Here is a 2,819-nt window from a genome sequence, read left to right as displayed (position 1 = left end):
ATTACAACACTGAATTTTGCAGCCGCTTGCTCCCATTTTGTCCTGTTTTTCTCCATGTGGAACGACTTGCCGCTTCCGCTTGGCCCGATACAGAAGAAGTTGGCGTTGTCGGTCATCTTCACCTTGCCCTCCTTGCCCGTGATGTCGATGCAGACGGGCAGCCCCTGCCGGTCGGTGTAATATGTGGTCAGGGGCGTGTCCTCCGATTCCTTCAGGTGTTCCTTGAAGAAGAAGCACAGGGCGGCGTCCGACAGGGTGAGGAACAGGTCGTAGTCGGGATTGAAGGCGTAGGCGTTGCCGGGGAAGCTGTCGGTGAACAGCTCCAGCTGGTTGTAGGCCGTGCGAGAGGGCATGATGCCGCATCCGTACAGCTTGGTCTCCAGGTAGGAAGTGACCGGGGTGACCTTGTCCGCCGGGCAGCTCACCAGGATGTTGAAGTTGGCGTAGACCAGCAGGGAGCTGTCCACGGCAAGTTTTTCCAAGACCTCCTCGATGTCGGCCTTGGCTATCCGGTTGCTCGGGTCGGGCATGGAGCCGTGACGCTTGGCCTTGGCCTGGAGCTTCCTCAGCAGCTTGCGCTGGCCGGGTATCTGCACCACCTGGTTGTACACCACGCAATCCGCATGGGGAACGCTTGTCAGGAACGAGAACAGGTCGGTGGCGATGCCGTAGCCGTTTACGTTGGCCTGCGTGTAGGGCCTGATGCGTGAGGGCAGGTTTATCTCGTCGATGTCCACCAGCGGATAGGAGCGCACCACGCGGCCGCCCACCTTCAGGTACTCGTCCGAAGCCTTGAAGTTGGTCATGGAGAACGGGCCGTGGCGGAAGCGGAAGGCCATGAAACGGTGGCAATACTCGTCCATCTCCTCCTTTTCCAGCCGCCTGTGGCGGATGTGTTTCTCGCTCAGGATGTCCTCCGCCTTGCTTACCTTGGCATGGAACTCCGCCCACTTCTTCGGGTCGTACTGCACGAACTGGCCGCTTTGTGCCTCCTGCGTGATGACAAGGTACGTGCGTATTTCGGTGAACTCCCTTCCCTCGAAGTAGCGGAAATAGCTCCGCGTCAGGAACTCCGCATCCTCCGGCACGTCGCGGTGGTAGGCCTGCTTGCAGAAGATGTCCTGTTTCTGCAGGGCGTAGCCTTCGCCGAGCGTCTGCACGAGGTTGGAGAGTACGTCCTGGAAGCGCAGGTACTGCTCCGAGTCCGTGCATAGCTGCTGCACGGGATTGGCCATCTCGAATATGACCGAAGGCTCGCCCCTGGCGGAAAAGAGGACGGCATGGCCGTCCGTTTCTTCCAGCTGGGAGTAAAGCCCCTCGAATGCCCGTTTCCTGTTCTGTGCCATTGGTTGCTTTCTGTTTGTTGGTTTTTCAATTCGTTTTTCGGATGTTCTTATAGACGTAGATGCCCTTCGCCCGTTTCTTGCTGTGCAGTCCGCCGCGCTGCTTGACGAAGATGGTGGCCAGCCCTACGGCGGCCATCACCAGCATGGCGATGAACCCGGCAAGTTTCCCAAGGGCGATGGAGAAGACGATGAATCCCACGAAGGACACGCCTATGGCCACCGCCGCCAGTGTGAGGAAGCGGCCGCGGATGCCCATGAATTCCAACGGCTTCTGGAGTCCCTTGAACACGGGGAAACCGTCCTGACTGTTCTTGTCCTCTTCCATGGCCTTACGTGAAGAAAAGCGGCAAGGCCTCTGATAATGCGATGAACGCGATACATCCGCCGATGGTCAGCATGATGGTCTTCTTGACATCCTGGTCGCCGTTCTGCATCTTGAAGTAGACATTGAACGCGCCTACCAGTACGATGACCGCCGCGATGGCTTTCATAAGGTTGGAGACGGGTGTCTGATAGGAGCTTACTTCCTGGGTGGCCTTGGTGAAGCCCGCCGCTCCCTTGCTGCCTGCCATGACGTCGCCGGCGGCGAGGGTGAGAGCAACGAGGGCGAGCGTGCCCTTCCGGGCGAACGCGGACTGCTTGAAACGGACGAATGCACGTAGGCATCTTTTCTTTAATTTCTGCATTTTTTTAATTCGTTAAATGGTTGTTTCATCGCCGAAGGAACAGGGGTCGCTAAAGTAACGTATGATTCTCACCTTGCATTTTCGCAGGTGTATATGACAAGGCCGAGGTCGCCGGTGCCGGTTTCCGCCAGCCTGTCGATTTCATGGATGAGGTCTTCCACAAGGATGCCGTCGGTCATGACGGCCTCACGGTAGCCGGGGCGGCGGAAGTTGGAGGTTGCGCTTGCCGGTGTTTCTTCCTGCTTGTCATTGGTTGTGCCTTCCTTCTTCTCCTCGTCACGGCTTACTTTGGTGGGATGGAAACTCCTTGCCTCGTCCGATATGTCTATCTCTTCTTCCGTATGGTTCTCCTTTTCCGCGTTCCGGGCCGCCTGCGCCTTCCTGATGTCCGTGAAGATGAGGAAGGAGTAATAGCAGGCCATTGCCACGAAAAGGATGAAAACGATCTGTCCGTACTGCATGGCTATATGGCGTTGGATAATGGTGTGTTGTTTTCGGGAAAAGGCTGGAAAGACAGTCCGAGTCTGGCAGCCTTGGCTTCCAGCCGGGCTTTCCGGCATGTGGCTTCGGTGAAGTACAGTATGTTCCGGTGTACGCCGGTGATGTAGCCCTTGGCTTTCAGCCGGGAGCGTATCCTGACCTTGGCGCGGTGTGAGATGACTTTGAGGCGTGTGAGGGGGTCAAGGCCGAAGATTGCCCTGCGCCGTTCCCGGCGTACCAGCTCATTGCGGACACGGGACGACATCGCGTAACCCTTTGCCTTGCTCCGGCTCAGCCCCAGCTTGCG

Annotated in this window: 4 protein-coding genes and 1 pseudogene; all 5 read right to left on the bottom strand. The window is 57.6% G+C overall.

Translation table 11 applies throughout. From position 1 onward, the window contains the following. Positions 1-1,346: TraG/VirB4 family ATPase (locus H6B30_RS15755; RefSeq protein WP_500684412.1), on the bottom strand; the 1,346-nt coding region annotated here is incomplete at its 3' end. Between the two features lie 25 nt (positions 1,347-1,371). Next, the gene (locus H6B30_RS15750) at positions 1,372-1,671 is read right to left on the bottom strand and encodes a DUF4133 domain-containing protein (protein ID WP_205112211.1); all 300 of its coding nucleotides are present in this window, start codon (positions 1,669-1,671) and stop codon (positions 1,372-1,374) included. Positions 1,672-1,675: 4 nt separating this feature from the next. Next, positions 1,676-2,032, bottom strand: a complete 357-nt coding sequence (locus tag H6B30_RS15745; protein WP_205112210.1) for a DUF4134 domain-containing protein — start codon at positions 2,030-2,032, stop codon at positions 1,676-1,678. A 68-nt stretch (positions 2,033-2,100) separates the two neighbouring features. Next, entirely contained in the window at positions 2,101-2,493 is a 393-nt protein-coding gene (locus tag H6B30_RS15740) for a hypothetical protein (RefSeq protein WP_205112209.1), read from the bottom strand. A 2-nt stretch (positions 2,494-2,495) separates the two neighbouring features. Beyond that, positions 2,496-2,819 (bottom strand): annotated as a pseudogene (locus H6B30_RS15735) (MarR family transcriptional regulator); the annotation flags it as partial.

This window comes from Marseilla massiliensis (assembly GCF_016899955.1).
GTDB classification, from domain to species: Bacteria; Bacteroidota; Bacteroidia; order Bacteroidales; family Bacteroidaceae; genus Prevotella; species Prevotella intestinigallinarum.
This window is presented reverse-complemented; position numbering and strand designations above follow the sequence as displayed.

What these genes read in the sequence shown, in the direction of transcription:
- H6B30_RS15750 (WP_205112211.1), bottom strand. Translation starts at nt 1,671, where the DNA reads ATGGAAGAGGACAAGAACAGTCAGGACGGTTTCCCCGTGTTCAAGGGA.
- H6B30_RS15745 (WP_205112210.1), bottom strand. Translation starts at nt 2,032, where the DNA reads ATGCAGAAATTAAAGAAAAGATGCCTACGTGCATTCGTCCGTTTCAAG.
- H6B30_RS15740 (WP_205112209.1), bottom strand. Translation starts at nt 2,493, where the DNA reads ATGCAGTACGGACAGATCGTTTTCATCCTTTTCGTGGCAATGGCCTGC.